The sequence below is a fragment of the Butyricimonas sp. genome, assembly GCF_019423355.1.
GTDB classification, from domain to species: Bacteria; Bacteroidota; Bacteroidia; order Bacteroidales; family Marinifilaceae; genus Butyricimonas; species Butyricimonas faecihominis.
In genome coordinates, this window is sequence record NZ_JAHZBP010000007.1 from 167007 (window position 1) to 191169 (window position 24163).

The following is a 24163-nucleotide window of genomic DNA, read 5'->3' on the forward strand; positions in this document are numbered from 1 at the left end:
CACCCGATCATAAATTGTAATGGTATTAAAAAAGATTCTATAATTTAGGGAGTTAAGAGAATTAAAATATGTATATTTGTAAGGATGTACATTTTTAATTTTCAATTTCAATTTTTAATTCATACAGGATGAGCTTTAAAATAGACAAACAGACGTTGGATGATCTGGCTATTTTCGGGAATAACCGAACGAAGTCTGTTTATGATATTTTCAACCGAACCCGTACGCGGGGTGGTGCGAAAATTCTTGAAGAGATGTTTTTATATCCCCTTTCGGATGCAGACCAGATTAACGAGAGGAGTGATGTGATACGTTATTATCGTGATATTGAGGCAGAATTCCCGTTCCGTGGTGAGATTTTTGACACGATGGAATTCTATTTGGGTAACACGGACAGGCGTACACAGCTGATGACGCAGGATAACACGTTAGGACGGAAATTCAAGAATCTCGTTGGGACTGATACAGAGTATACCCAAATCCACAACGGGATTGTTTGTTGTATAGAGTTGTTGAACACGCTGGATGCCTTCTTGAAGAATTCCAAGGCGGATGCTGGTAACAAGACCATAGCGGAGTTGACGGCTAGTTTACGGGGGTTACTGGGTAACGAGAAGTGGTCCTGGTATGTTTCCGAGAAGGGAAAGAAGAAACTGGGTTACGAGCAGGCGGTGGTTTACGACCGGGTGTTGCGTTTCGAGGAACGGGATAAGCTGATGAAGATTTTGTATTACGTTTATTTGCTGGATGTTTACATGGCGGTGGCCAACGTGGCGAAAGAACGTGGTTTTGTTTTCGCGAAAGCTCACCCGAATGACAAGAACACGTTGGTTATGAAAGGTGTATTCCATCCTTTCCTTACGAATCCTGTCGGTAACACGATCACGGTGGACGAGAATAGTAACGTGATTTTCTTGACGGGAGCGAACATGGCCGGGAAATCGACTTTCATGAAGAGTTTTGGTATCACGGTTTTCCTTGCTCACGTGGGATTTCCCGTCCCCGCGAAGGAAATGGAATTTTCCGTTCAAAACGGGATGTTCACGACGATTAACCTGCCGGATAACTTAAGTATGGGATATAGCCATTTTTATGCCGAGGTTTTGCGGGTGAAGAAGGTGGCACAACAGGTTAGACAAACCCAGCATTTGATTGTGGTGTTTGACGAGTTGTTCCGCGGTACGAACGTGAAAGATGCTTACGACGCGACGGTTGCGGTGACGGAGGCTTTTGCCGGAATCCGGAATTGCACGTTTATCATTTCGACTCATATTATAGAGGCGGGAGAGGTACTGAAGGAAAGGTGTGATAATATTAATTTCGTTTATTTGCCGACCAAGATGGAGGGAAGTAAGCCTGTTTATACTTACACGCTGGCTCCCGGTATCACGGATGATCGTCATGGTATGATGATCGTGAATAACGAACATATTATTGAAATCATTAAAAATGGAGAAGCATGAGTTTTGAGACAGATAAACAGACCCTAGATGATCTGAATCTTCTGGGGAAATACAAGAATAATTCCGTTTACAGTTTGTATGTCGGGACGATCACCCGGGGAGGTGAACGAAAGATGGAGGATATGTTCCTGCATCCGTTGACAGATGCGAAGTCAATCAACGAGCGTTCTGCCGTGTTCCGTTATTTTAGAGATCATGATTTTGGTTTTCCTTTCGGGAAGGACGAGTTTGATGTTGTGGAACAATATATTGCCGGGGCTAGTGGAAAGCGTGCTTTTATGAATATGCTGCAAATTATGCGGGCAAAAGCTATGTTTTACATCAGCCATGATCCGGAATTCGGGATTATCCGGGATCGTATTGTGACGTCGATTGAATTTTTCCGAAAGGCTCGGACTTATTTTGACGAGTTGGGACGTGACGTGGCCGGTAATCCTTTCCAAAAGATCGCGGAACGCGGGAAAGCTTTGTTGAGCGATAGCCGGGTGGCGAAGTTATTGGAGAATTCTCGTCGGGAGAATCCCGGTTTGATGGATATGATTTGTTTTGACAGGAATTTGCGGTGTATTTCTCACAAGAACTTCAAGGAGGTAATAGAGTTGTTACAGGAGATTGACGTGAACGTGGTGGTTGGTAGCGTGGCCCGAGAGAAGAAATTCTGCTTCGCGGAGGCGGCTGATGACGGGGAGATCTTGGTTGCGATGAAGGGTTTGCACCATCCTCGTATTGATGGGGCGATCTCGAATGATTTGGAGGTGACTGCCACGAAGAACGTGTTCTTCTTGACAGGAGCTAACATGGCCGGAAAGTCCACGTTGATGAAGTCGTTCGGTATCGCGGTGTACCTAGCTCACATGGGATTCCCCGTGGCGGCAACTTCCATGCAGTTTCGGATTCAGGATGGTATGTACACGTCTATTAACGTGCCGGATAATATTAACTTGGGTTACAGTCACTTCTATGCGGAGGTTCTTCGCGTGAAGAAGGTTGCTATTGAGGTGAGTCGTGACAAACGCTTGATCGTGATTTTCGACGAGTTGTTCAAGGGTACGAACGTGAAAGATGCTTTTGATGCCACTTTAGCTGTTACGGAGGCGATTGCGGAGAGAAAGAACTGTGCGTTCATGGTTTCTACTCATATCATTGAGGTAGGACAGGAACTCGGGAAACGTTGTAATAACGTGACGTTCGAGTATCTTCCGACCGTGATGAAAGGTAAGTTACCAACGTACACGTATAAGCTGGAGCAAGGTATCACGAGTGATAAGCATGGTATGATTATTATTAATAACGAGAAGATTATCGAGATTATTAAAGGAGAGGTTGCCTCTTAGTCTGGTAAAGATTTCAGAATAATATATTGATCCCGGAAATCGTAATGGTTTCCGGGATATTTTTTTGTTCGCAATTATAAATTGATTTCTATTCGCTTTTTTACTTTTAATGTGATTATATTTGTGTTCGTCAAAACGTAATGCAAGATCGATGTTGAATGAAATTGAGGTTGGTTTGATTTGTTTATCAGAGAGAAAGAAGTTTAAAGAGGTGTACGAAGAGTATTTTACCGCTTTGAAGTATTTCGCTATGCGTTACGTGAAGGATGAAGAGGTGGCTTGTGATCTATTGCAGGATATTTTTGTCAAATTGTGGGAGAAGGGAGATCGGTTCGAGAACGAGATGCAATTGAAGACTTATCTGTACCGGGTTGTCCGGAATCATTGCCTGACTTATGTTCGGGATACCCAAAGGAAAGAGAAACGTATGGAGGGTTTCGAGGTGGAAGAGACAGAGGAATCGTTTGTACACCAGATGATTGAGGCCGAGATATACGCTTTGATAAATGATATTTTCGAGGAACTCCCGGATGCTTGTAGGAATGTTTATATGAAGAGTCTGGAAGGCAAGAGTCACAAGGAGATTGCGGAAGAATTGCACATCGCTATCACTACGATTAAAAAACACAAGACGAATGCGAATAACTATCTGCGAGAGCGATTGAAGGGGCTGTTGTGCTTTATGATGTACTTGGGGATTTAATCATCATAAATCTTTTTTGAAAAAAAGTTCTTTTCAGAGTACTACCATTTTTACTTTTTGGAGTTCTTAGTAAAAGTGATAGTAAGAAATGATCATTTATTGATTGTCAAGGAAGAGAGAATGATGATAAACAAGGAGATTGAGAATTTAATAATTAAGGCTCTTTTCAAAGAGATTACGGATGACGAACAGCGACGGTTGGACGAGTGGCTGAATGTATCTGAAGGTAATCGTATTTTCTTTGAACGCTTGCATTCGGAGAGGTATCTGAAAGGTGCGATCAGTGATCGTAACCGGGAATTGAGAGAGGAGAGCTGGAAGAGGTTGGAGGGAAGGACTGTTGGTAAGAGAAGTCGCAAGATCCGTATGTTCGTGCTACGGATTGCCGCTATGTTGGCTTTGCCTTTGTTGGTGGGAGGTATTATGTGGTACATGTCAGAGCGTGGGGGAGCAGATTTGCCTTTGGCTAATCAGGAAATCAAGATAGGAGGTTCGAAGGCGGTGGTAACTCTATCGAGCGGGGAACAGTTGTCTCTTTTCGGGGATACAATCGTATGTGTGAATGATGGGTTGGCGACGTTGGTTAATATGAAGGACACGTTGAATTTTATGAAAAGTAATCATCCAGTCGTTGCTGATAATAGTTATAACGTGATTCAGATACCTCGGGGTGGGGAGTATATTGTGCGTTTGGAGGATGGAACAACTGTTTATTTGAATTCGGAGTCCGAGTTGAGAATTCCGGTACATTTTGGGAAAGGCGAGAGGTTGGTTTGGTTGACGGGGGAGGCGTATTTCAGCGTGAAACACGAGGCGGAGCGGAAGTTTGTTGTAAGAACAAACAAGGCGGATATAGCAGTGTTGGGTACGGAGTTCGGGGTGAGAGTTTATTCGGAGGAAGATGAGTTGCTGACCACGCTGGTGAAAGGTTCCGTCGAGGTAAAGAGTGATCATGATGTACACCGAATTATTCCCGGCGAGCAAGCTACAGTGGATAATACGGGGAAAATTGAGGTTCGGGAGGTGAACGTGGATGAGTTCGTGGCTTGGAAATCGGGACGGGTGGTATTCGTGAATGCTCGCTTAGAGGATATTATGGATGAATTACAGCGTTGGTATGATTTTAATGTTTTCTATTCGTCTCCGGAATTGAAAGAGCTACGTTTCACGATGGATATTATGAAATATAAGGAGGTTTCAGAGATATTCGAGTTGATGGAGAAGATTAAAAAAGTATCATTTAGCGTGAATGGAAATAATGTAATACTAAAATAAAAAGAGAGTGATACCGCAAATATCACCCCCTTGTAAGTCTTTAACAGACTAATGTAAAATCTAAGTACAAAGTTATGGAATTTAATTAAAAGAAAAAAGGAAAAGCTAAGTATTTCTGCCGCAAACAGAAAGACACGAAAAAGAGAAAAACAGACTAATGTAAAATCAAACAAATTACCTTTATGAAAAAAGAACGCAAGTGTTTCCGGGTTATTCCCCGGTGGCTATGCCATTTACTACTATCGGTGAAGATTGTACTGGTTTCAGTATCGTTTTCATTCGCGCAACAGAACACGGATCGGGTGAATCTTGACATGAAGAATGCTTCGTTGTCAGAAGTATTTGACGAGATCAAGCGCCAGACAAAATTGAGTTTCATGTTCAGTAATGATGACGTGAAACACGTGCAACGGAAAGATTACGTGATTAAGAATGCAACGCTTGATGCAGCGTTGAAACAGTGTCTGGAAGGCACCGGGTTAGAATATGAATTAACCAGTAATCAAGTTGTTATTATTCGCAAAGCAGCCGTGAAGGCCGAGAAGATTGAACGGGTGACCTTATCCGGAGTGGTGAAAGATCAGAAGGGCGAGACGTTGCCGGGAGTGACCGTTATGATCAAGGGAACCACGTTGGGAGGAACGACGGATATCGACGGGAAATATGCCTTGACGGTACCCCTTTCGAAAGATATGGTTCTTGTTTTTTCTTTTGTCGGTATGGAGCCTCAAGAAGTTGCTTATAAAGGCCAAAGCAAGATTGACGTGACGTTGGCCCCTTCCGTGACGGAAATGCAGGAGGTTGTGGTTACCGGTATTTTTACTCGGAAGGCTGATAGTTATACGGGTGCTGTAACAACAATTAAAAAAGAGGAATTACAGCGAGTTGGTAATCAGAACATCCTACAGTCACTGAAAAATATAGATCCGGCATTTCAAGTATTAGAAAATAATGATTTCGGTTCTGACCCTAATAGAGCCCCGGAAATTCAAATGCGTGGAGCCTCCAGTTTCACGGATATGAAGGATAAATACCAGACTAATCCGAATCAACCTTTATTTATTGTTGACGGTTTCGAGCAGTCAATAGAGAAGGTGATGGATATGGATATGAACCGGGTAGCTTCTATAACGCTGTTGAAAGATGCAACGGCAAAAGCATTATACGGTTCTAAAGGAGCGAATGGCGTTGTGGTTATAGAGACTGTGGTGCCGGAGAAAGGAAAAATGCGAGTGTCTTATTCTGGGAACTTAAATATTCAAATTCCAGATTTGGGCAGTTATAATTTGGCGAATGCGGCCGAGAAATTAGAAATTGAGAAAAGAGCAGGTGTTTATACGGATAAATACGGGAATCCAATTACTCAGCAAGGATATGATGAGAAATACGAGGCTTATTATAAAGAAGTTCTACGGGGAGTGAACACGTATTGGTTGAATAAACCGTTACGGGTAGGGGTAGGTCACAAGCATACGTTGTTACTTGAAGGTGGGGATGATGCTGTTCGTTACGGGATTGATTTTCAATATAACAATGTTGCCGGAGTAATGAAAGGATCTAGTCGTGAAGTGATTTCTGTTGGTTTTAATATGCAGTATCGTTACAAGAGTTTGATCTTTTCTGAGCAATTATCTGTCACTTTTAACAAAGCGAAAGAATCTCCTTATGGGACGTTTTCCGAGTATGCCAAGTTGAATCCTTATTGGAGAGCTTATAATGATGATGGTTCCGTGAAAGAGATTTTAGGTGATTATGAGAAGGCTAATTTCCAAGGGACAAAACCAATTTACAATCCGTTGACGAATGCGGATATAAATACGAAAAATGAAAGTACGTATACGGATGTAACCAATAATTTTTATATCGAGTGGTTGGCATTTCAAGGTATGAGGCTAAAAGGTCGTTTAGGGATAATCAGTAAAAAGGATGATTCTGAGATTTTTTATCCGCGTGACCACACGATGTTTAAAGATGTGGATCCGGATTCAGAAGAATATTTTGAAAGAGGTTCTTACACGATGGGAAATGGGAAAAATTTCGAGTATAACGCAGACTTGTCGGCAAACTATTCGCGGGATTTCGGTAAGAATGTGATCTTTGCCAACACACAATGGAGTTTTAGCGAGCGAAAATATAATTACGTTGAATTTAAAGCTCGTGGATTTGCTAATGATAAGATGGACTATATTACTCATGCTAAAGAATATGCAGAAGGTGGTCCGACGGGTTCTGAGTCCTTGTCTCGTGAGGCAAGTTTTTTGATCTCCACGAACTACTCCTATGACAATCGTTATTTGTTTGATGCGACTTATCGAGCTAATGCTTCTTCTTTGTTTGGTAATGACAAGAGATGGGGACATTTTTGGTCAGCCGGTATCGGGTGGAATGTGCATAAAGAGCATTTCATGGAAAATGTGAGTGCGCTTAATCAATTGCGTTTCCGGGCTTCAACGGGGTATTCCGGTTCTCAGAATTTTAATTCTTATCAAGCGATAGCAACTTATAAATATTATAACGAGATCTATGATAATATTATCGGTTCTTACTTGATGGGATTAGCTAATCCTGATTTGCAATGGCAAAAGACTCAAGATAATAACATCGGGATGGATTTGACTTTATTTGATGCTTTGGATATCACTTTCGATTACTATGTCAAAAATACGAAGAATTTGTTGACTCCCGTATCTTTACCTCCTTCAGCCGGCTTTACTAGCTACACGGAAAATTTAGGGGAAACAAAAAATAAAGGACTTGAATTTAAGGTAAATTACCGTGTATTAAAAGATACGGATCAGGATATGTATCTGTCAGTTTTCGTCTCTGGAATGCATAATAAAAATAGAATCACGAAAATTTCAGATGCTTTGTCATTGATGAATAAAAGCAGGGATGAGGATAAGGCAAATGGTGGAGGTGGAAATCCGAACTTGGAAGATAATTCGGATATAACGAAACCTTCAGTGCGTTATGAAGAAGGGCAGTCTATGGATGCCATCTGGGCAGTACGTTCATTGGGGATCGATCCGGCTACAGGATATGAGGTCTTCCTTGATCGGGAGGGCAAAATGACGTATGGTTGGAAATCTGATAACCAAGTTGTTGTCGGGGATAAGCAACCGAAATTAAGTGGAACGTTTGGTTTTAATTTTGAATATAAAGGTTTTAGTGTGAACACTTCATTCTATTATAAATTGGGTGGTCAGTATTATAACCAGACATTGGTGGATAAGGTGGAAAACGTGGATATTCAGTATAATGTTGACAAACGTATGCTGACAGATCGTTGGACGACTCCCGGGGTCCCGGCTAAATTTAGGAAATTTGATCCTTATGCAGCTTTGACTCGTCCGACCTCTCGTTTTGTGCAGGATGTGCGTGAATTGCAAATGACCTCTTTGAACGTGGGATATGACTTCCGCTATTGGGGATTCTTGAAAAAGACTGGAATTGAAAGATTGAAATTGCAATTTTATATGAATGATGTTTTCAGGACCTCTACGATAAAGGCTGAAAGAGGTATTGAATATCCGTTTGCACGTTCATGTTCATTCTCTTTGCAAGCAACATTCTAATTTGATAATGGTGATAAAATAAGAAGTTATGATGAAGAAAAATATATATCGTTTACGAGTCGTGTGTGCGGTGATGCTTGCGTTATTTTGCACGACTTCATGTAATGACTGGTTGGAGGTGAAGCCCAAGACGGAAGAGGAGGCTGATAAACTATTCTCAACACTGGATGGTTTTAAATCTGCTTTAGCCGGAGTCTACATTGGTATGTCCCAGACAGAATTGTACGGGCGTGAAATGACATTTGGAATGGTTGGTGTTTTAGGACAAGAATGGGGCAGTGGGTCAGACTTGGGTAACCAATATAGTGCTTATAGTTATTTGTTAAATTATAATTACGAGCAGGTTGTGTCTAAAGCTCTGATTGATGCTGTTTGGAATAAAATGTACGAGGGTATTGCTAATGTTAATACTTTGATTCAATATTCCGATTTGAAACGGGAAGTATTGGGTGATTATTATGGAGTAGTGCGTGGAGAGGCTTTGGCTTTGAGAGCATATATGCATTTTGATTTATTGCGTTTATTTGCTCCGTATGATTTTAGCGCAGAAGCTAAGGTGGCCATCCCTTACGTGTTGGAGGCGAAACCGGCGATCGCACCTCAATTGACTCCAACCAAGTTTGTGGAATATGCCTTGAAAGACGTGGAAGCTGCTTTGGAATTGTTGAAATCGGATCCTATTCTTACCGGAGAGGATGTGTCTGGTGTGGATAATGGGTATTTAGCTAATCGGAATTTCCATTTGAATTATTATGCCGTGTTGGGATTAAAAGCTCGTATTTGTTTGTACGCTAAGGATGTAACGGCGGCTTATGGTGCAGCTAATGAGGTTATTTTAGCCCAACAGCAGAAAGGATTATTTCCTTGGGTAAAAACGGCAGATATTACGACGACAGAAGCAAACTTACGGGATAGAACGTTCTCTTCCGAGCATCTTTTTGCTTTTAATACGACGAAGTTAGAAGAGTATATAAAAGGATATTTTAGGGAAGCATCGCTTCCTCTTATGGAGCGCTTGATGCCGGGAGAACTTTACGAGGCGGATGATTATCGTACGGCTCTTTACGAGACTTATAGCGGGTTCGCTAACGTGTTGACGAAATTCTGGCAAATGGATAAGGCCTACGTTCAAGGACAAGGTTACGTGACCTCGAAACGGAATCGAATGCCAGCTATCCGGATTGCCGAGATGTATTACATTGCCGCAGAGGCATTGAAGGAGTCTAATATCGGAGAGGCATTGGAAATGTTGAATACTCTTCGTGTTCATCGCGGATTGATGAAATTGGAAAATCTGGATAAAGATCAATTACAGGAAGAATTGGGGCGAGAGTATTATCGTGAATTTATAGGTGAAGGTCAAGTATTTTTCTACCATAAGCGTATGAACACAAGTATAATTGCCACCGCAAATGCTGTTTATGTACTTCCGATGCCAGATGATGAGATTGATTTAGGTCAGCGTGAACAATAAAGATCAGAACTATGAAAAGGATATTAATTACGAGTATATTGGGTTTTCTTTTTTCGGGATTATTCATGTCCTGTCAAGAAGATGAAATTAAATTTTACACGGGGCCTGTTGCTATTAATATGACTGTGGATGGGGATGGGACTTTTGTAAGTAACGAGACGAACGAAGAGAAAACATTCAAAATAGAGTTCGCCGTGCAAGGAGAGGTCTCCGATCGGGATCGTGTGTTAAAGCTTGCTTTCGGAAAAGGACATACGGCGGTGGCCGGGACTAATTTCGATATGCCGATGGAGGTGATTATTGAAGCGGGGAGATTGGATACGATCATTGAATGTAAAGCCTATCGTGAGGGGTTGACGATGGAACCGCTGATGTTTGATTTGGTGGTGGATCCGAGTGGGGATTTTGTTGGAGGGGTGAATGATGAGTTGTTGGTAAAGTTAATGCTCGGTTATCCCACGAAATGGATTGATCCTTCCGGTTGGGCCGCTGAATATTGGCTAGGGAAATGTACTCAAGCAAAATATGCATTCGTTTTTGAACAACTGGGTACATTGGATCTAGGGCCTTACCAAGGTAGTTTTGGTTCTGGTTATATGGATTTAATGAATAAGTTTAACAAGATTCTGGAAACAGATCCTCGGCTTGATGATGATGGGAAAGTGATGAAATTTGGTCCGGGTTATTGATTAATCATGAAAAACGAATAGTATGAATACATATAGATACATTTTGTTTTCTTTATTGTTGTCGTTAGGATTGTTTTCATCCTGTTTTGACGATAAGGGAAATTACGATTATAAAGAAATCGGGGAGGCTGTGATTAAGGCTATTCCCGGCGTAACTGATAATGGAGATAAACTGGTTTGTCTAGAGAATGATGTTATTCGCCTAACTCCTGAGGTAGAATTCAAGGCGGGAACTTCGGCTTCTGATTATGAATTTATTTGGTTCCGCTATCCCAAAAATCCTGCCGGACAATCGGGACATTACGAACAGGCCGATACATTGGCAATGACTCAGAATCTGGAATATAAGGTTATAAATACGCCCCGGGAATACTGGTTGGTTTATAAAGTGAGGAACAAAGTAACCGGAGCGTTGACAGAACAAAAGTTCGAGTTTATAATTTCAGCCATTAGTGGTTGGATGGTTCTGGATGAAAATGCTAGTGGAAAGGCCGATATTCAGGTGATTCGGGATAAAGATATTGTTGATGGAGGTGATGGTCGGATCGTAAAAGATTACTTTTCATTTAATAATGAAGGAAAAAAGATGGAGAATGCACGTTTTATGGCAATCTGTCCTTTTAGTTCCCGTGCTAATTTGTATGTTTATTCTGATGCCGGAGCTTATATCTTGGATATGTCGACGTATAAAGAAAAAGCGGATAGTTATACTGATTTGTTTAGCTCTACCGTTACTTTAGACCAGATTAATCCCCAAGCGGAGCATTATGATATATATGGTGGAAATGTTGAGGTCCTTGTGAATAATTATAAGATATATACCGTGGCTTACCGTATGATGGGGCAAACTCAATTCGTGGCAGCTTCCGGTGTGGATGATTATACTGCAGCCCCGGCAATAGCCCCGATACGCATAAATGGAAGTGCAAATAGTGCTGCCTTGTTTGACACGAAAAATAATCGTTTTATCACGGTTGGAACTTGGGGCTCGATAACGGCTCCCGTGTCTACTGGAGGGGCTTTTAATACGGGAGCGATCGACCCGGCATTGAAGTTTGTATGTATGGGAGAAGGGAAAGACGGGGAAACTTGTATGGTAATGAGAAAAGAGGATTCGGGAGAACCTTATTTGTTCCGTGCTAGTTTCGTGGAGACGGATCCTGTGGCTTTGACCAGTGATAATTTGAATGGATTGAAGGATATGGGGGTATCGAAATATTATGCTTTTGGAACACGGGGAAATTTCATGTTCTATGCGACAGATTCAAAAGTGTATGCTTGGCGCTATGGAAGTGAAAGTGCCTCGGAATTTATGACTGTAGGTGAAGGAGAGAAGATTGTTCAGATTAAAATGTATACGAACGTTTCGGATGCGACCTTTAACGGGAAAATTTTATTTGTAGCAACTCAAAAGGGGAATGAAGGTAAGGTTTATAAAGTTGTATTCAATGAAATGTCCGGTGTTGCGGAGAGTTCACCTGTGGAATATACAGGTTTCAATATCATAAAAGATATGTATTATAGATAAAAGGATATGGGGTTATGCGGACTTATCTTCGCATAACCCTTAGATATGAGGGACATGAAAAAATTGAATTTAATAAGTGGTGTTATCGTTTGTCTGTTAATGGGTTTTGTATCGCCTGTAAACGCTCAAAAATATAAGTCTGTTTTTCGGGATCTGACTTGGGAACAAGCTGCTGATTTGGCGCAAAAAGAAGGTAAAATTATTTTGGTTGATGCAATGATGCAGGCTCGTACTCTGGAAGATCAAAAAAGTAGAGAGGCCGCTGAACGTAAATTATTTTCTTCTTCAGGGATTCGGGATTTCTGTGATCAAAATATTATCGCTATTCATATTGATATGGGGTCAGAAGCTGGTAAAGCATTTGCTCCTAAATTAGTGATGAATATGTTCCCGACATATGGTTTTTTTATGCCTAATGGGGATATTCTTGGAGTTATTAGTCCTTTTATTTTGGCTAAGAAGCCGGAAGCTTTCTTGGAAACCGGTCAAAAAGCGGTAAAGGCGGCAGAAGTGAAGAGAAGTAATAAACGTTCTATTATTTTTGAAGAGATTGGGTATAAAGAAGCGTTGGTAAAAGCGAAGAAGGAGAATAAGTTGATTTTTATTGATGCTTATACAGCCTATTGTCAACCATGTGTAATGATGGTGAAAAATGTTTTTTCTTTGGATAAGGTGGCTGATTTTTATAACGAACATTTTATCAATTTGAAATTAGATTTTGGGAAAGAAAAGGAGTTAGCAGAAAAGTATGGGACTAGGGGATATCCTGCTTTTGTTTTCGTGAATGGTGATGGGAAATTGGTACATTTGGCAGGAGGTTATACAGAGGCAGAACCTTTTATTGCTTATGGGCAGGAGGCTTTAAAAAAGGCAAAAGGGATTGAATTTTTCGAGGGAAACTGGAATCAGGCATTGGAAAAAGCCCGTCAGGAAAATAAATTGATTTTCATGGATTGCTATACGTCTTGGTGTGGCCCTTGTAAACAGATGGCTCAGACAACATTTGTCGATCCTGAAGTGGCAGTTTTTTTTAACGAGAAATTTATTAACGTGAAAGTCGACATGGAGAAAGGGGAAGGAAAAGAGCTGAAAGACCGATATCACGTGAAGGCCTACCCGACATTAAATTTTATCAATACGGAAGGAGCAATGGTGCATTGTGTGGTTGGTGGAATGAACGTGAAAGAGTTGTTGGAACAAGGAAATGTTGCTTTGAATGGTAAGGGGTTAGCGTTTATGCAACATGAATATGCATGCGGGAATAGGGAGCCGGAGTTTATTGAAACTTATTTAAATGTGCTTGATATGGCAAATCTGGGCGAGGAAGCTCAACAGGTGAGCCTAAATTATTTTGCCACGTTGGATCGAGGAAAATTGAATGAAGAGGCTTATTGGAATATATTTGTCAAGTTCGTCAATGATGTAAGTAGTGATCTGTTTCAATATGTTTATGCTAATCAGTCAGAGTTTATCTCTCGTTACGGGGAACAACCGGTAAAACGTAAATTATCTGCGGTATGGTCCATCGGTGCCAATAAGTTTGTCCATGAGAAAAACGGAGAAATGGTTCTGGATAAGAAAGGTTTTGATCGTTATGTGAAATGGATGAAAAAATCGAAAGTAGAGGGATGGGAAAGTATTGCTACAAGTGCCCGTATGTTAAATGCAGAAAAATTAAAGGATTGGAAAACATATATTGATTTGGGGGAAGTACAGCTAAAGAAAGGTAAAGTTTCCGATTTGATTTTATATAACTGGGGATTGCGATTGACTCAAAATTGTAAAGATAAAACATTACGGTTACGGGCTGCTCGGTGGTTTGATGAGGCTGCGGCTACATCTGCTAAAAGAGAGACCGAAGGGAAAGGGAATATGATGTCTTTTCGTACCTATTTTGAAAAACTGGCAGAAGAGCTTAAACAATAGGGTATGTTGTTGTTCGAAATTTAATGAATTAATAATGAGATAATATGAGAAAGATTTTAAGATTATTGTTATTCGCTTGTATGATGGTTAGTACAAGTAGTGTTTTCGCTCAAAAGACGATTACGATCAAGGGAAAAGTGAAGTTCCCTTATAATCGGTTCAATATGGAAATTGTTGAACGGCAAGGATTCGACAAGACGATTATCGATTCATGCAAGGTGAAAGATGACGGGACATACGAATTCAAAATGAAGGTGGATAAACCGGGTGTTTACACGTTGGACTGTCAAAAGTGGCAATCTGTACAATTCTGGGCAGAGGACGAGGATTTGGAAATTAATTTCAGGGGAGAGGACACGGCTAAGATAAAAATAAAGAACCCGCCTTACGTGTATATTAAAGGTGGACCGAACAATGAGGTCATGAATTTAATGAACTGGGATGGATACCGAGGATACCAGTTAATGATTGGTATCTCTCAAGGAGTATATCGTATTCCGGGGATTGATGATCAGGCAAAGCAGGAAGTTTCCGGTAAGTTTTACGATATGTTGGGCAATGAATCGAGAGCGAGAATGAGATTTTTGGCAGAGCATTATGCTGACCGGAATAGCGTGTTAGCTGTGTTGCCGTCTTTGAGGGGTGAGGAAAACGAGGAGTTGGTGCAACAAGTATTGTCTCGTTTGGAAAGTAAGAATCCGAATTATGCTCCTCTTTTGAAATATAAGGCAGAAATGGCAGAAGCGAAAGCTCAAAAAGAGCGTTTAGCTGAAGGGAAAGTTGCTCCGGAATTTTCATTCCCTACTCCTGATGGAAAGAAAAAGTTAGGACCTCAGGATTTTAAAGGAAAGATTCTTGTGCTTGATTTCTGGGCTTCTTGGTGTGGACCTTGCCGGGCTGAAATTCCTCACTTGAAAGAGGCTTATAAAGAGTATAGCAACAAGGGTGTGGCATTCTTTAGTGTTTCGATTGATAAAGATGATGCTGCTTGGAGAAAAGCCATGAAGGAAGAGAATATGCCTTGGACTCAAGCGCAGGCTCCGAAGGCTGGAAAAGACGTGATGAAACAATACCAGTTCTCGGGAATCCCTTATATTTTGGTTTTGGACAAGGAGGGGAAAATCGTGGCAAAGAATTTGCGGGGAAAGGCATTGACGGATAAGCTAGAGGAATTACTTAGTGGTAAAAAGAAGAGCGTGGCGATGCCCGCTATGGGAATGTAGTAAAAAAGGGGCAGGGGGATGGCGTGTAAGGTTGGGAGTAAATGCTTCTTCTTATCACACAGTTCTTTGCATGCATCTCCCTACTTCTTTTAGAATATATAATGGTAAAGGAAATGAGAATATTACTTTGTTTTGTATTGATGTGTTGCATGTCCGGATTGGCTTCGGCACAAATGACGGCAGCGAAGAAAATACCGCCTGCTATCGAGAAAAAGATTGTGTTGAAAGCATCTGCTCAAAAAGTGTGGGATTACATCTCGGAGCCGGCAAATTACAAGAAGTTTTCGGGCGTGAAGGAATTTACTTGCGAGGAGAAGGCTTTGAATGCTAAAATTGAGTTGACTGGGAAAGATGGTAAAAAAAGGAGTCAATATATCAGCGTGATTGATTATGATGTCTTCAAGATTTGTTATTTTGTTACCCGATCGGATTACACGGGCGATAAACAGTGGGTTTATGCTTTTGAAGTTCATCCCAAAGGAGACAAAAAATGTGAGGTCGTGTTGTCTGTTTACAATGGGTTTGACGAACTTTCGCCAGAATTCAAGAAAGGAATGACCGAGGAGTTCGACACGATTATTGCCAGCTTGCAGAAGAAATTTAAATAGTGATATTACGAGAGGATGTTCAATTAAAGTTTTATGTAATGAAGAAATTATTTGTATTAATCGTTTTGATGGCCGGGATTGTTTGGGGCGCAGAGGCTCAAAGCAAGGGGATTACTTTCGAACAGACGAAAGAATGGAAGAAAGTTTTGAAAAAGGCTAAGAAAGAGAAAAAGTTGATATTTATCGATTGTTACACTTCTTGGTGCGGGCCTTGTAAGATGTTGTCATCACAGGTATTTACCCGTGAGGACGTGGGGAATCAGTTTAATGCGGATTTCGTGAACGTGAAGTATGATATGGAAAAGGATGCGGATGGTGTGATGTTGAAAGATAAATTTGAAGTGAAGGCCTTCCCAACTTTGGTTTTCGTGGACCCGAACACGCAGCAGGTGGTTCATAAGATGGTTGGGGCCGGTTCCGCCGAATGGTTAATGGAAGGTGGGAAGATTGCGAAAGATCCACAAAATAATTTGAGAGGCTTGACGAAGCGATACGAGGCTGGGGAGCGGAATACGGATTTATTAAGTCGTTATTTGACGGCGTTATCCTCTGCTTACATGCAGGAAAAACAAGGGGCTGTTGCCGCTGAATATTTGAATGCCTTGTCGGATGATGAGATTGTGACCAAGGATAATTGGGAGTTGATCAAAAAGAACGTGAGCGATCCATTATCAAAGCCTATACGTCAAGTGATTGCGAATATTGGACGTTTCTATGAAGTGGCCGGTAAAGAGGTGGTTGACTATAAATTGGAAAATTCGATCAAGGGAGCCGTGGCTGAAATTACGTATTGGCGTCCGGGAAACGGGGAGTTTGACGAGGCTAGAAATGGCGAGTTGATTAAATTACTTCAGTCTTTGGATTATGCTTTTATCCCGGGAGCTTTGGCTAGTTTATACACCGCCGAGTATGTTCGGAAAGGTGATTATAAAGGAATGTTGAATAGTATGCGTGAGGCATTCAAGTACAACGTGTTCAGGAATGGTGAAGAGCAAATGTATTTCCAAAATAATATCGAGGCGTTAGCCGGTTGTGACGACAAGACTCTCGTGCAGGAGGGAATCGATTGGATCGATGCCAGATGTACCCAGACAAAAGATTATTTTGCCAAAGCTAATTTGATGAATTCTAAAGCTCGCTTGTTGACCAAAAATGGGGATACGCTTGGAGCGGATAAGGCGAAAATGGAAGAAGAGAAATATAATGCAGAGGGAGAGAAAAGAAGTGGGGGAAAAGCAGTTAGAGCTATTCGAATGAATTAATAATGTTTTCTTTGTGTGATGAAGGCCGCCCACGCACGGGCGGCCTTGTTTTATTTATTTCTAGTAATTTTCGTGATAAACAGAACGAAAAGAGCGATTCCCACGATTGCTCCTATCGGGTAACTGATAGAAGGGGAAAGATACAAGCCACCCACTTTGTAAGGGGCTATCAAGAAATAGGTCGTACATACGATACTTAAAAACGTGGCGGGGATAGACATCATCCAATGAGCTTTTCCTTTTTTAGCCAAATAGGTGGCTGCGGTCCATAGCGTGATGGTGGCTAACACTTGGTTCCCGATGCCCACGTATTTCCATATCGTGGAGAAATCCACGTTACAAAGTAAATAGGCGATGATGAATATCGGGATAGAAACGATAAGACGATTCTTGATCGGTTTTTGGTTGAATTTTAAAGCGTCAGCAATGATCAATCGCATACTACGGAATGCTGTGTCTCCGGATGTAATCGGGCAAACAACAACCCCGATAATAGCGATAATCGCGCCAAAACGTCCTAACCACGAATTGCAGATTGCATCCACGATAATCGCAGGCGTTTTTCCTGCCGTGGCAGCGGCATTCAGGCCTTCCGCACCTCCAAAGTATGCCATGGCAGCGGTAGCCCAGATCATGGCCACGATTCCTTCTGAAATCATGGCTCCGTAAAAGATGGGGCGCCCATATTTTTCATCTGTCATACAACGTGCCATCATGGGAGATTGCGTGGCATGGAACCCGGAAATGGCCCCACAGGAGATCACGATAAATAGCATCGGGAAAAGAATGTTATTTGCCGGATCTGCGTGCATATTTTTCATCGTGTCGAAGGTTAATTCTTCGAGATAGAGTTTTCCGGAGAATCCCCCGTAAAGTAAATAGCCGCCCACCGCGACAGCCATGAATATTAATGCCAGCCCCATGAAGGGGTATATTTTTCCAATAATTTTATCGATGGGGAGCAACGTGGCAAGAATATAGTAGGCAAAGATAACATATAGCCAAGGTGTCATACTCATGTTTGTCAAGTTGCCGAGTAAATCCGCCGGTCCGTTCACGAAAGAGACCCCCACGGCCAATAACAAGAATCCTGTGAAAAATGTCATGAATTTACGCACGTTATTTCCAAGGTATTTCCCGACAATGTCAGGTAGGCTTGTTCCGTCGTGGCGGATAGAAAGCATACCGGAAAAATAGTCGTGAGTCGCTCCCATGAAAATACAACCGATCACGATCCACACGTAAGCCATCGGACCGTAAGCCGCTCCTAGTATGGCCCCGAAAATAGGTCCTAGGCCTGCGATGTTCAAAAACTGGATAACGAAAATGCGCCAAGGTTTTAGCTCGTGATAATCCACGCCGTCTGCTAGGCGTTTGACCGGAGTCTCTATTGCGGATGAGGCTCCGAAAAATCGTTCAACAAATTTACCGTAGGTAAAATAAGCAACGATTAATAGACCGATAGAGATAATAAATGTTAGCATTTGCTTGGAATTTTTGCATGATCACAAAGTTATAAAAAATGTAGTATATTATAATTCTTGAAAATGAAAAAAGAAATGGCGATCAGTCAGGCTGTGTGTAGGTGTTGAGGTTGCTCTGGAGCTGATCGCCCGGCCAAGGGACACGATATTGGTATAATCCGTTTTACAGGAAAAATAGGAACAGATTCCCTGTCTGACATTCCGGATTATTTCTGGATGTGGAATTGGATGTGGCCGTAGATGATATAACAAATCATTGTTATGTAAATTAATGTGTTTTTCATTAGACGTTTGTTTGTAACAAAATTAGGCAGAGCTTTGTGAATTCGGATAGAAATCCGGGTGGAAATTTATGTAGATCTTTTCTAAATAGATCGGGAAGATGGATTTTTGTATCCATTTTTGAAAATGTTGATTTATATTGACATACATCAGTTCGATTTTTGAAACAAAAAGCGCTGAGAGCTTTGTTAAGTGAAAAATGGTCTTGTTTTTTACAAATTCATCTTGGAAATTTTTCTCCGTAGAATTGAGTTTTTTATCTCAGAAGAGAAGAAGTACATTTGCATTTATTTAGAAAAAAACATATCTTAGTCGGGGGAAATTAAAATATCCCAATATGTTTTCGTCCGAAATGTCTATCCAAAGGCGAAAGTATGCTGATCGGCAAAATCCTGAGGCGTTTTTCGATAATATGGTGGAAGTTTGATAGGTTTATGATTATAGTTGATGATTATAGAACGAGATAAAATGAAACAGGAAGTTTTACATGATAATTTATTGAAAGCCATTCGGGAGAAGATTCCTCATGAAGAGAATTTGGCAAATGTTTTAGGGAATTTGTTGTGTATTGGCAAAGAGGCCATTTATCGGCGCCTACGGGGGGATGTCCCGTTTACCTTGTTGGAAACGGCGCAAATTTCTAAAGAAATGAATATCTCGATTGACGGGATTTTGGAGTCGGTTTCGCCTAAAAGTCGGCCCTTCCAGTTGAAATTGACGGAATTTATCAACCCGTTGGAAATTGATCTTGATATGATGGATAATTTTGTGGATGTTTTCCGTTCGATTGAGCCGAATGCTTATTCCGAGGCGGCTTCGTCTACCAATATCCTTCCACAGGCGCTTTATTTGAAATATAAATTCCTGACTCGTTTTTACCTGTTCAAGTGGAAAGCCCAGCATGACGGTTTGAATGCCGTGCAGCCATTGCACGAGATTATTTTCCCGGAGCGGATGGTACAAATTCAAAAGAATTTTGTTATAGAAACCCAGCGGGTAAAGGATTCTTGCTACATCTTTGATAACATGATCTTCGTGTACCTGATTAACGACATCAAATATTTTTCGAGTGTGAATTTGATTTCTGATGATGATGTACGCGAATTGAAAGAGGAATTATATCAGTTCTTGGATTACACGGAGCGACTAGCCGCCCGGGGAAAATTCGATAACGGGAACAGGATCAGTTTCTACATATCCAATATTAATTTTGACACGACCTACTCGTATGTCCAAACCCGGAAGTGTAAGTTGACATTAATAAAAGCTTTTACCTTGAATTCTGTGGCTTCTCTGGATGACAAAACGTTTGATAGCGTGAAAAACTGGATTTCATCGTTGAAGCGTTTTTCTACCTTGATCTCGGAAAGTGGTGATTTGCAACGTATTCATTTCTTTCGAAAACAACGGGAGTTGGTTTCGACATTATAATTTATTGAGAAATAACTCATAACTTTGGATGTAGGCCGGACGTAAATTTGCGATCTGATGCTTGTTATCATTTAAAGACGTTCGGGGGAACGAGAGTGTATGTGGCTGGGGATACTGAAGATATTCCGGAAATGCAAGACTTGAAGGATATTGATATCGCTTTTCTGCTTGTAAATCAACCTTACACGATGACGGTTCCCCAAGCGGATCGTGCGGCACTGGTGATAAAACCTAATGTCCTTTACCCCTATCATTACGGGGGAGACGAACGTGGAAGAATTGAAATCTTCCTTGAAAGATGTTGCGGGAATTGATGTACGAATCCGGCAGTTGCAATGATAAGGAAATAAGAGGGAGAAGACTTAGAATTCTCCCTCTTGTCAAATCTTTTATATCACTTCAAATAGGAATTTGAACGAGGGACTATTTACCATATCCTTGGCAGCATTTCCAGCGTAGGTTTCTCCGTTTGCGAGGTTTAATTTCTTGACAGGTGCCCCCGCGGAAAAGTCCAGATCTTTCATGTTAATCCAGAATACATTGGGCGTGATCGTGGATTCGAAGAAATATACTTTATTTTTTTGGTCTGCGACCGTTCTCCAGCGGGTGGAAGAGATATTAGGTTGAGCCGGGGTAGAAATCCCAAGCGGAACCGATACGTTTCGTATAACGCTAAAAACTCCGGCTACAGCCTCTCGTTGATTGTCGGTTTGTGGGATGACATTGATGTAAAATGATGCCCTGACAAAACGATCTACTGCCCGGTTGGTCCCCGGTAGCATCACTAGGCCCCCGATTTGTTGCCAGTAATTATTTAGCGTGATTTGTTGTTCGTAAGAGGGAGAGTTTGTCATGACCTGATATTCTTTCCCCTCGTGTATGATGAGTTTTCCCTTGATGTACTCAAATATGGCACTATTCCCCGATGCGTCGGAAATGGCTAGGTGTAAAGTTGATTTCGCCCCGTTCGGCATATCCGGAGCGTCTATCCGGAATGTCTCTTTGCTTAACTCTTTTACGGCCTCATCCACGGTTGCAAAATTGTCAAGCACGTACTGCGTCCAGATGCTGATCCCCATTGCCGGACGGGTGTCGTTTGGACGGTAATAATCGGATTCTGTCAGGTATAGGAGATTGGCGACCAAACCTTTTTCATTCATCCCGTCGGAAGTACCGATGTCGTATCCCGCCGTGATGACACTTCCATATTTTGATTTCCAATGAATCGTGTTCCCCTTGTCCGCCCCCGCTCTTTCAATTCCTCTGGGGAACACGTAAATATTGGATTTTAAATCTTCTTTCCAGTCCATGGTTCGGCCTGTCACGACCATCCCGTTTTTACCTAGGTATACCACACGGGTACAAGCCTGAGTGTATGTTGTCAGCATTCCTGCTATCAATAATGTTACAATAAATAATGTTTTCATTTCTATCCTTTTTGATTTATATATTAAACGGATAGAGCGTGTAATAAGTTCCTCAAAAGTTATACAAGATGATAAAATTCATATATTTGCTATAATTTAAAACCTAAAACCTAGATTATGGAAAACAAATTTTGTCAGAGTTGCGGGATGCCGATGACGGCAGAGGAACAATTTGGTCGTAATGCTGATGGTTCCAAGAATGGAGAATATTGTTCTTATTGCTATCGTGACGGGGCTTTTACTGAAGATTGTGCGATGGACGAGATGATTGACCATTGTCTGCAATTCCTTGATGAATTTAATAAAGATATGGAACATCCTTACACGAGAGAAGAGGCTCGTGCTGAGATGGAAAAATTCTTTCCCATGCTGAAGCGTTGGAAAAATTGATTGTCTTGTGAGCAAAGTTAGATATGTATAATTAGTTATCATTGCTATTCTGGATGGCGTATAATCTTATTATTGTGTGGGCTGAAAATTCTAAGAATAAAGTTTTATATTTGTGTCATTAAATGAACGTTTAATAATATAAAACTTCCGAATAAAATCGCAAAAACGAATATTATTCAAACTTATGGTAATTAATTATTTATAAGTTGCACAAATTCCTACATAAGTGAACGCTGCCGCCAAAATAGGCTATTATTAAACGTTCATTTTATGACATCAAAAGTTCCAATAAATCAAGATCGTTTAATAAATGGGGATGAAAAAGAATTTAAGTCCTTGTTTGATTTGTTGTATGTTGGAATGGTGCAGCAGGCGACGTTCTATACAAATGATTTTGCTGTAGCAGAAGATGTTGTGCAAGAGATTTTTGTTCGTTTGTGGGAAAAACGGGGGGAGTTGAAAAGTGTCCAGAACCTTGAGGGGTATCTGTTGCTATCTGTGAAAAATCGTTGTTTAAATTATTTGGAACATCAGCAAGTGGTGGATAAATATAAACAATATTGTTTGTTGCAGGAAATACAAGATGATGATGATGAAGATCCTGAACAATTCATAGAAGATATAGGAAAATTGTTGGATAAGTTACCGGAGAAGCGTAAAATGGTATTGGAACTATGTGTGATCGAGTCGAAATCCTACGCTGAAATTGCAGATTTATTAGGTATTTCTTTGAACACGGTAAAGGATCATGTGAAGAAAGCCTACGCTTTCTTACGAGAAGAATTGCGTAGAGAAGTTTCTTTTCCGGTATTATTTTTTGCCCTCTATTTCAAGGGGAAAGTGTATTTGAATAAATAATCTTTAATTTTTTTATTTTTTTTGAGCCACTCGTTTTATTTCTTCTCCTGTCTTTAGGGTATAACAGCCAGAAATAAAGAAAATGAATATAGAAGAAATAATAATAAAACGGCTTTCGGAAGAACATTTGTCAGAAGAAGAAAGTGCTTTTTTTGACAAGTGGTATCAAAATTCTTCCAACCGGGAATATTATAATGATTTACTGAAGATTCGTTCGGGCATCATCGCTTCTCAGGTTAAGGAGAGAATTGACAAGAGAAAGGCGTGGAATCAAGTTCGTCCAGCACGTAAAATATCCCTGATACGGACTTTGTTGAAATTCGCAGCTATTATGATATTACCTTTGAGTCTCGGGGTTTTCCTTCTCATCCGTGAAAATAAACAGGAAAAAGTGGTTTATGCTGAAGTGCCCGTGCAACCGGGTAAAAAGCAAGCCGTGTTGACCTTATCTTCTGGTCAGCAAGTAATGCTTGCGGACACGATCGTTCACGTGAACGAGAAAGGAATGGTGATTTCAAATTTTCCGGATAAAGAATTGGTTTATAAAATCATGAATGATACCATGAAGACAGAAACTATTTACAACACGGTCACTGTCCCTCGTGGGGGAGAATATAAGCTGGTGTTGGCTGATGGTACCATTGTTTGGTTAAACTCCGATAGCCACATTCGTTATCCGGTGACATTTTCCGGTAATACACGGCAGGTTGAATTAGAGGGGGAAGCCTATTTTGAGGTGGCTAAAGATGTGGAAAAACCTTTCATCGTGCGTATGAACGAGTATAATGTGAGAGTGACAGGTACTCAATTTAACGTTCGGAATTATTCGAATGAGAGTCTGGCGACAACGCTAGTTGAAGGGGGAGTACAGATCGAGAGAAAGGGAAAGGTAGACAGGTTACGACCGGGACAACAAGCTGTTTTGGAAAATAATGAAATACGGATACGGGTTGTAAATGTTGAAGAGCAAGTGGCTTGGAGACATGGTGCGTTTGGTTTCACGCAATGCCGTTTGGAAAATATCATGGAAGAGCTTGCCCGTTGGTATGATGTTGACGTGTTTTATATGAATCAACAGGTAAAAGATTATCACTTCTCCGCTTGGTTTAAACGAAGTTCTTCGATAAACGAGGTGATTAATATATTAGAAAAAACAAAGAAAATAAGTTTAGATTTAAAGGGACGGATTCTCACGGTAAAAGATATAAGTAGAAATTGAAAATAAAACAGG

General features: G+C 41.0%; 18 protein-coding genes and 1 pseudogene. 17 read left to right on the plus strand and 2 right to left on the minus strand.

Annotated features, from left to right (window positions below):
- The first annotated feature begins 128 nt into the window (after positions 1-128).
- The 12 genes from QVC79_RS11360 (at position 129) to QVC79_RS11415 (ending at position 17060) form a co-directional block, all read left to right on the plus strand.
- Positions 129-1463, plus strand: coding sequence for a MutS-related protein (locus QVC79_RS11360; protein WP_124316748.1), 1335 nt, complete (start codon positions 129-131; stop codon positions 1461-1463).
- Positions 1460-2797: a MutS-related protein gene (locus QVC79_RS11365; protein ID WP_270594558.1), complete on the plus strand. Its 1338-nt coding sequence runs from the start codon at positions 1460-1462 to the stop codon at positions 2795-2797. The genes QVC79_RS11360 and QVC79_RS11365 overlap by 4 nt, the downstream gene beginning before the upstream one ends.
- Positions 2798-2948: 151 nt before the next feature.
- Positions 2949-3500, plus strand: a complete 552-nt coding sequence (locus QVC79_RS11370) for an RNA polymerase sigma-70 factor (RefSeq protein ID WP_124316750.1) — start codon at positions 2949-2951, stop codon at positions 3498-3500.
- 120 nt (positions 3501-3620) lie between these two features.
- Positions 3621-4775 (plus strand): FecR family protein, encoded by a 1155-nt coding sequence (locus QVC79_RS11375; protein WP_270594557.1) that lies wholly within the window; start codon positions 3621-3623, stop codon positions 4773-4775.
- Between the two features lie 182 nt (positions 4776-4957).
- Positions 4958-8350 (plus strand): SusC/RagA family TonB-linked outer membrane protein, encoded by a 3393-nt coding sequence (locus QVC79_RS11380; RefSeq protein ID WP_270594556.1) that lies wholly within the window; start codon positions 4958-4960, stop codon positions 8348-8350.
- A 28-nt stretch (positions 8351-8378) separates the two neighbouring features.
- Positions 8379-9824 carry a RagB/SusD family nutrient uptake outer membrane protein gene (locus QVC79_RS11385; RefSeq protein ID WP_270594554.1) on the plus strand — a complete coding sequence of 482 codons (1446 nt, stop codon included), beginning with the start codon at positions 8379-8381 and terminating at the stop codon, positions 9822-9824.
- Between the two features lie 11 nt (positions 9825-9835).
- Positions 9836-10513, plus strand: a complete 678-nt coding sequence (locus tag QVC79_RS11390) for a DUF4843 domain-containing protein (protein ID WP_124316754.1) — start codon at positions 9836-9838, stop codon at positions 10511-10513.
- A gap of 22 nt (positions 10514-10535) precedes the next feature.
- Positions 10536-12041, plus strand: a complete 1506-nt coding sequence (locus QVC79_RS11395; RefSeq protein WP_270594551.1) for a PKD-like family lipoprotein — start codon at positions 10536-10538, stop codon at positions 12039-12041.
- A 54-nt stretch (positions 12042-12095) separates the two neighbouring features.
- Positions 12096-13967 carry a thioredoxin family protein gene (locus tag QVC79_RS11400; protein WP_270594548.1) on the plus strand — a complete coding sequence of 624 codons (1872 nt, stop codon included), beginning with the start codon at positions 12096-12098 and terminating at the stop codon, positions 13965-13967.
- Positions 13968-14011: 44 nt separating this feature from the next.
- Positions 14012-15190: a TlpA disulfide reductase family protein gene (locus tag QVC79_RS11405; RefSeq protein ID WP_124316900.1), complete on the plus strand. Its 1179-nt coding sequence runs from the start codon at positions 14012-14014 to the stop codon at positions 15188-15190.
- A gap of 113 nt (positions 15191-15303) precedes the next feature.
- Positions 15304-15798, plus strand: a complete 495-nt coding sequence (locus QVC79_RS11410; protein WP_270594546.1) for an SRPBCC family protein — start codon at positions 15304-15306, stop codon at positions 15796-15798.
- A gap of 38 nt (positions 15799-15836) precedes the next feature.
- The gene (locus QVC79_RS11415; protein ID WP_124316898.1) at positions 15837-17060 is read left to right on the plus strand and encodes a thioredoxin family protein; all 1224 of its coding nucleotides are present in this window, start codon (positions 15837-15839) and stop codon (positions 17058-17060) included.
- 50 nt (positions 17061-17110) lie between these two features.
- Here the strand turns inward: QVC79_RS11415 and QVC79_RS11420 are convergent, their stop codons facing one another.
- Positions 17111-18544, minus strand: a complete 1434-nt coding sequence (locus QVC79_RS11420) for a carbon starvation CstA family protein (protein WP_124316897.1) — start codon at positions 18542-18544, stop codon at positions 17111-17113.
- Positions 18545-19294: 750 nt separating this feature from the next.
- Here QVC79_RS11420 and QVC79_RS11425 point away from each other — a divergent pair.
- Together QVC79_RS11425 and QVC79_RS11430 are read left to right on the plus strand one after the other, a co-directional pair.
- Positions 19295-20257, plus strand: coding sequence for a hypothetical protein (locus QVC79_RS11425; RefSeq protein ID WP_124316896.1), 963 nt, complete (start codon positions 19295-19297; stop codon positions 20255-20257).
- A gap of 68 nt (positions 20258-20325) precedes the next feature.
- A pseudogene (locus QVC79_RS11430) lies at positions 20326-20596 on the plus strand (MBL fold metallo-hydrolase); the annotation flags it as partial.
- A 50-nt stretch (positions 20597-20646) separates the two neighbouring features.
- On the opposite strand, the gene QVC79_RS11435 reads toward QVC79_RS11430, so the two are convergent.
- Complete coding sequence (locus tag QVC79_RS11435; RefSeq protein WP_124316895.1) at positions 20647-21684, minus strand: linear amide C-N hydrolase; 1038 nt, start codon at positions 21682-21684, stop codon at positions 20647-20649.
- A 117-nt stretch (positions 21685-21801) separates the two neighbouring features.
- Here QVC79_RS11435 and QVC79_RS11440 point away from each other — a divergent pair, with 117 nt between their 5' ends.
- The 3 genes from QVC79_RS11440 (at position 21802) to QVC79_RS11450 (ending at position 24151) form a co-directional block, all read left to right on the plus strand.
- Positions 21802-22074 carry a zinc ribbon domain-containing protein gene (locus QVC79_RS11440; RefSeq protein WP_270594544.1) on the plus strand — a complete coding sequence of 91 codons (273 nt, stop codon included), beginning with the start codon at positions 21802-21804 and terminating at the stop codon, positions 22072-22074.
- Between the two features lie 270 nt (positions 22075-22344).
- Entirely contained in the window at positions 22345-22932 is a 588-nt protein-coding gene (locus tag QVC79_RS11445) for an RNA polymerase sigma-70 factor (protein WP_124318489.1), read from the plus strand.
- Positions 22933-23014: 82 nt separating this feature from the next.
- A complete protein-coding gene (locus QVC79_RS11450) occupies positions 23015-24151 on the plus strand; it encodes a FecR family protein (RefSeq protein ID WP_151411710.1) in 1137 nt (378 codons plus the stop codon).
- Positions 24152-24163: the final 12 nt, after the last annotated feature.